General features: G+C 54.5%; 6 protein-coding genes and 2 pseudogenes. 5 read left to right on the top strand and 3 right to left on the bottom strand.

The features are described 5' to 3' along the window. Window positions 1-260 (top strand): annotated as a pseudogene (locus FV230_RS24010) (porin); the annotation flags it as partial. Between the two features lie 128 nt (window positions 261-388). Here FV230_RS24010 and FV230_RS24005 read toward each other — a convergent pair. Further along, window positions 389-1,288, bottom strand: coding sequence for a hypothetical protein (locus FV230_RS24005; RefSeq protein ID WP_147844184.1), 900 nt, complete (start codon window positions 1,286-1,288; stop codon window positions 389-391). Window positions 1,289-1,521: 233 nt separating this feature from the next. On the opposite strand from FV230_RS24005, the gene FV230_RS24000 reads away from it, so the two are divergent. The 4 genes and pseudogenes from FV230_RS24000 to FV230_RS23985 all read left to right on the top strand — a co-directional run. Then, window positions 1,522-1,824 carry a hypothetical protein gene (locus FV230_RS24000; protein ID WP_147844183.1) on the top strand — a complete coding sequence of 101 codons (303 nt, stop codon included), beginning with the start codon at window positions 1,522-1,524 and terminating at the stop codon, window positions 1,822-1,824. Window positions 1,825-1,842: 18 nt separating this feature from the next. After that, window positions 1,843-2,076: a hypothetical protein gene (locus FV230_RS23995; protein ID WP_147727486.1), complete on the top strand. Its 234-nt coding sequence runs from the start codon at window positions 1,843-1,845 to the stop codon at window positions 2,074-2,076. Window positions 2,077-2,384: 308 nt separating this feature from the next. Further along, complete coding sequence (locus tag FV230_RS23990) at window positions 2,385-2,762, top strand: hypothetical protein (RefSeq protein ID WP_147844182.1); 378 nt, start codon at window positions 2,385-2,387, stop codon at window positions 2,760-2,762. A gap of 1 nt (window position 2,763) precedes the next feature. Then, window positions 2,764-2,880: pseudogene (locus FV230_RS23985) on the top strand (IS1595 family transposase); the annotation flags it as partial. A 30-nt stretch (window positions 2,881-2,910) separates the two neighbouring features. On the opposite strand, the gene FV230_RS23980 reads toward FV230_RS23985, so the two are convergent. Together FV230_RS23980 and FV230_RS29940 are read right to left on the bottom strand one after the other, a co-directional pair. After that, a complete protein-coding gene (locus FV230_RS23980; RefSeq protein ID WP_147844181.1) occupies window positions 2,911-4,524 on the bottom strand; it encodes an anti-phage dCTP deaminase in 1,614 nt (537 codons plus the stop codon). Between the two features lie 645 nt (window positions 4,525-5,169). Beyond that, window positions 5,170-5,352, bottom strand: a 183-nt coding sequence (locus FV230_RS29940) for a hypothetical protein (RefSeq protein ID WP_187275602.1), incomplete at its 5' end; no start/stop codon positions are given.

The raw sequence follows: 5,352 nt of genomic DNA, 5'->3' as shown, positions 1-5,352 counted from the left end.
ACCAGCTCAGCCAGGCGCTTCGCGACACCTACCAGTTCGTCGCCGGCGCGAGCCTGATCTGGTCGCCGGTGAAGGACCTCGATATCGGTGTGGAAGGCCTCTACACCCAGATCGGCGTCAAGAACGGTCGCGTGATCGACACCGACAAGGATCCGACCGCCTACTCGCGCATCGCCGCGATCAACGCCGGGGGCATCGTCCGCACCACGACCAGCGACGACGTCTTCCAGGCCAAGGTCCGCGTTCAACGCGACTTCTAAGCCAACTCGATATGCGCGCGGCCTCGATGGGTCGCGCGCATACTCTTCTAGCGAGCCGAGACTTACTCAGGGCCCAGCTGCAAAGCTGGGCCTTTTGCTTTTTCGGCGCCTTTCTTATTCATGTTTCGCTACGGATCGACCCCCAATCGGGCTCGAATTGCGCGGTCCTCCAACAGAACGCTTTGCCGGTCATGCACGGATGGCCCAAGAGGATGCGCAATTGCATCGACTTTTTCCTCACCGACAGTGACGATCCCAACGTTGAAGAGGCCTAATTTATCTCTGAGGGACAAAAAATCGTCCGTTGATACCCAACTTGGCGCGCATAGGTAATACTGAGCAAAGAATGTTGCTTCAACAGCGGCTTTCAGGGCTGCTTTTGTTGCGACCTGTGAATTGACGTCTCCATAAAATCTCAGCCCCTCAAACGCAGCAAGCTGAAGCTTGCGGTCAAACATAAACTCGACGTAAAAATTTGGATGACAGTAAGGATATCGCCCAGGCCAAACCTTAAGTCGCCCAACTGACGAACCTTGTGCCAAACCCAGGATGCGTTGGAGAGCGTCTTTACCTGACAGGTTTTTGAAGAGCTTATCTGTAAAAGACTTAGACGATTGCAGGCCCGCACTCATTGCAGAAATTTTGCTTGTAGGATCTTTTTTAGTTTGATCATATATGTTGCGCAGATTACGCAATGTCAATTGATCTGTACTGCGGACTATCTTCTTGGCTTGATCTTCGTTTGCTTTGGCAATGCGGGTAACGACTTCAAGATTTGACATGGGCCATTCAAGGGCATGCGCAGGCAAATCATTTTGACTAATAAATTTCTGAATGAATGCGTATGTTCTAATGCTGATCCAAAGCTGGCTTGTTGTATAGCCGGTTAGGTGTGCAGCCACTTCGACCCAGGGCCTGCCTTGGTCGTCAACGCTGCCTGCTGACATGAGATCGCGAAGAGCTTGCACGATGAGAGGCCAAGGCACTTCTCTCGAACGCGCTTCGGTAAGCACCTCTATCGGACTCATGCAAAATCCCCTCGATTTGACCGCCTTTTGAGCGATCGAGGTTCTACATCAAGTTGCTGCCTCCGGCTGCGCAGGCGTGTTGCCGAGGTTGTAAAAGCCGTCGTTCTTGGTCGCGTCGCACTTACGCTGCTCCCAGGCCAGCGTGTTGATCAGGGCGAGCGTCGGCTCATGATGCGGACCTCGGTGCTCTCAACGCGCCTCGACAACTCCATCCCTGGGGCTATCCTGCTTGTATGCGCACAGTCCTGGTCGCCCTTGCTCTCGTCGCCACGGCCGGAGGTGCCAGCGCACAGCAGCAGATGCCGACCATCCCGGAACTGCTGACGGCGAAAGCGAAAGCGTCGAAGGCGTGCGAGGGTTCAGGCGATCCTGATGTCATCCGCGAGCAATGCCGTCTCCGCGACCGTCTGAGCGGCCGCCTGGCGCAAGCCGGCTACTGCTGGGGTCGCAAAGGCCAAACCGACGAGAAGAAGCAGTGGCACGCCTGCCAGCCGGACTCGATCTACGAGGACGATATCGAGGCGGTGCAGCGCTGAGCCAGGAGCTGCAGACCGATGCACAAGCTTCCACCGGGCAGCCTCTACCGCCTTCAGACCTTAGCTCAGACCGGCGCCAGCTTCTACAAAGTGACCGCGTACATGAGACGCCTTGAGGTGCTGGGCCTGGTCGTCGCCACCGGGCGGACGGACCCGAAAACAGACTGCAGCGAGTACAGGATTACCGAAGGCGGGCGCGCCGAGCTCAGGGAGCGCTACGACCCACCAGCGCCAGATCCTTCAGAAGGCTGAAGCGCTCCGCCTAAGCCGACGGCTTCGACCTCATGGCCGACCTCTGCAGGGCAAGCGACTGCCGATCCAGCGCTGAAGCGCTTCCAAGCCGAGCGTGCCGCGATCGACCTAATACTCGGCAGCAGGCCGTGCGACGGGTCCGATGGAGCGTCGAGGTCTACGACGCGTCGGACCGGTACGCGCTATCGAAGCTGATCACCGACGTCCTCGCCAACCGACAAGCGCGGCAGGGGTGATGGCGGCCGACAGCCACGTTGCGCCGCCCCGCCCGCGTCTCTATCCCCGCCGGCCCACATCCGGCGAGACCCATGGCATCACCCACACCAATTCGACCCGCGCCCTCCACCGTCCAGGCCTGGCGCGACGCGCTTGAGGCCATGAAGCCCACGGTGCCGCCCTGTCCCGGCTTCTCGGCGCAGCGCTGGCAGGAGATGCGCGAGTCGGCGATCGACTTCCTCGACCGGTTCGGTGACGACGCCATCGCCCTCGGCTGGACGGCCACCGACCTGTTCGGCGTGCACCCGACGGTCGGCGTGGTTCGCGTCGACTACTGCGGCGGCCTGATGATCAACGCCCGTCGCGTTGAGGCGATAGGCGACACTTGGATCCGGTACGGGAACCAGACCTTCCGGCGGGACCGCCCGGGGCGGCCTGTCGGCGTGCCGGTTTGGGAGACGCAGCGGTAGGCGCGAGGATCACCGACACGTCAGCAACGGCGTCCAGTACCTCATGGCAACCAACGCCGCTCTCACGCACCCCGTGTCGCGGCAGTGGATGGGCTACTGGCAGCGGCGGACTGCATAAGTTAGGTCGTCCATCGACCAATGCCTATCATTAAACGGTAACGTCTATAAGAATAGGTCCGCTGTCATCAGGAATTTTGTCGACATCTTCCGATTTAGATCCGTCCTCTTTTTTCTTATTTATAGAGACGATGAGCCTTCCAAGTTCGGCAATCACATTTTCTTCGGCGCCGATATGAGCTGGTGAAACCACATCAATCATCGGCCTCCTAGGATGGGAGAACCACTTTTTGGCTTCTCCCATGTCGTTCTTTCTTTTTCCTTTTTCAAATAAGTCTCTGTACCTATGGGGCGATATGCCGATAAAAGGCAAGAATGCAACTTTGTTACCCTTCTGACTACCGTCTACTTCAATAGAGTCGCTGTGCAGCCTCTCGGCGTAGCTTTTTGGATAAGGCTCAAGATATATAACAGCACTAATACCGCTAGCAACAATATGCTTAGCGCAAAGATGACATGGAAATGTTGTGCAATACAATACGCCGTCTTTAATAGATGTTCCATTTCGAGCTGCATCACATATAGCGGACATCTCAGCGTGAATTATACGACCAAACTCAATTAGATCCATGACTCTTGAGCTTCGATATTTAAGCCCAGATTTTGAGTCTAGAAGTTTTTCTACGATTTTCTGCGTATCTTTTAACTCAAGAAGTCCATCTGAAAGCATTTCGTCAATATTAAGACGGTTAATAATATCAGCAAATATTTCAACTTTGGTCAGTTCGTTTGGATCATGTCCTTCCCGCATATCCCTGCTGTCGTCTGGGTCTCCTGTCCAGTAAGTTCCTCCGCCAGATTTAGGGACTTCATTAGAACCCAAACTTATTACCTCTCCTGTGGCAGCAAAAATGGCGGCACCAACTTGGCGAGAAAGATCCGATGACCGTAAAGAAGCGGATTTGGCAACGTACATCCCGTATTCTTGCCGAGTTGGCGACACCTCGTTGTTTCCAAAAAGAGCTTTCAAAAATCTTTCTATAGAGGTGCTAGATGTTATCTTATCACTTGAGTTGATAAATACATCTCCAAGGGGAAATGCGCTGCTTATATTTTGTCCATAAGCAACATCTTCTTTGCGATCGCGCTCAATAAGCTCTTCAGCTTGTTTTTTAGCAACGCTCTCAGTCAAGGTACCCTTAGAACGAATTTTTAGTTTGGTAATTAAAAACTCTTCACGCTTGGTTGGAGAGCCATGCAGAGAAACCTGGACAAACTGACGACCATATACGCTACGGAATAATCTAACTTCATCTGGCGTCTTAAGTTGGCGGACAACAAACGCCTGCCCTTGTTTTACGGCATCTCCTGCCTCAAGGCTTTTAGCATACTCGCCCTGTTTCTTGCTGATGTCACTTATAGCTATCGCAGCCAAAACCTCATTGGCGTCATAGGATTTCCGCAGATCATTCGCGTAGTCTATTTTGGTATTGTATGAAGTGAATAGATTTGTCCTATCAATATTAACTTCGGAATGAAGTTCTTCCATTATGTCGGTGATGTGTATTAAGTGAGTAGCATAATTATAGCTTTTTAACTCATCCGAAATCGTTTCTTGCGCATACTCAAGGTCAACACCAATAGGCCCGACGAGTCCAAACACTAAGATCGGAAACTCAATCAAATTTGTGAACCGAACGGACATACGGGGAACTTTCCGCTATGCAGCCCCTTGCTAATCAGCGTACGCTCGTCGGCGCCAACGGGCGGGATACAAGGGGAGAACTGGAATGCGCGACACAAGGCCGCAGGTTCAGGGATGGCTTCGCACCGAGATCGCCGCGGCCCTCGATAAGGTTGCGCGGAAACCTTACGTTTCACAAGAGCAGAAAGAACGTATACAACAGACAGCATCCGCCATTAACGACTCAGATCGGTTAAGAGGCCCCCGTTCGCAGCAGGTTGCAGACGCGGCTGCATAGGCTATCGCCTAAATTCGCGTTGATATTTCGTGGGCTGTCGCTGATCTGGCGACAGTCTTATCCAAAAATTTGTTGCTCGATAGTGATTGCATTAAATAAATTAATTCAAGCGTTAACTCAAAATTAAAATTCTGCCGCGCTGCTCCAAACGTGATTGCTTCGTTTGTCGATGCTGCCTCGCACCACCCGATCCGCCTTCAAAGCCTGCAACGCCTTCGACACCCGACGGGTGTGCTCCGTCATGAGCTTGCGGTCACGCGCGTCGTGACAGGTGAACTTAGTGAGTCGAGCACACGAAAAAGCCCGCCGCGGCCGGAGCCGGGCGAGCCAATGACGATGCAGGCGGCAGGCTTCCCCGCGTCTGAAGTTCAGAGCCCCTTCTTCATTCCGATGGTTCGGCCGCCGCCACGGCGCATCATGTGGCGCCGCATGGTGTGGTGGCGCATCATCGAGCGGCGCGTCATCCGCACCTGCACGGCCGGGGCCTCGGGCTGGACGAGGCTCGGCGCGGGCGCCGGCGTCGCGGCGGAGACGGCGCCGGCCGACATCAG

This window comes from Methylobacterium sp. WL6 (assembly GCF_008040095.1).
GTDB lineage: Bacteria > Pseudomonadota > Alphaproteobacteria > Rhizobiales > Beijerinckiaceae > Methylobacterium.
The sequence above is the reverse complement of the archived record's forward strand: the minus strand, read 5'-3'. Positions and strand labels throughout refer to the sequence as shown.

Bases quoted from the DNA above. Each gene is read 5' to 3' on its own strand.
- FV230_RS24005 (WP_147844184.1), bottom strand. From the start codon at position 1,288: ATGAGTCCGATAGAGGTGCTTACCGAAGCGCGTTCGAGAGAAGTGCCT.
- FV230_RS24000 (WP_147844183.1), top strand. From the start codon at position 1,522: ATGCGCACAGTCCTGGTCGCCCTTGCTCTCGTCGCCACGGCCGGAGGT.
- FV230_RS23995 (WP_147727486.1), top strand. From the start codon at position 1,843: ATGCACAAGCTTCCACCGGGCAGCCTCTACCGCCTTCAGACCTTAGCT.
- FV230_RS23990 (WP_147844182.1), top strand. From the start codon at position 2,385: ATGGCATCACCCACACCAATTCGACCCGCGCCCTCCACCGTCCAGGCC.
- FV230_RS23980 (WP_147844181.1), bottom strand. From the start codon at position 4,524: ATGTCCGTTCGGTTCACAAATTTGATTGAGTTTCCGATCTTAGTGTTT.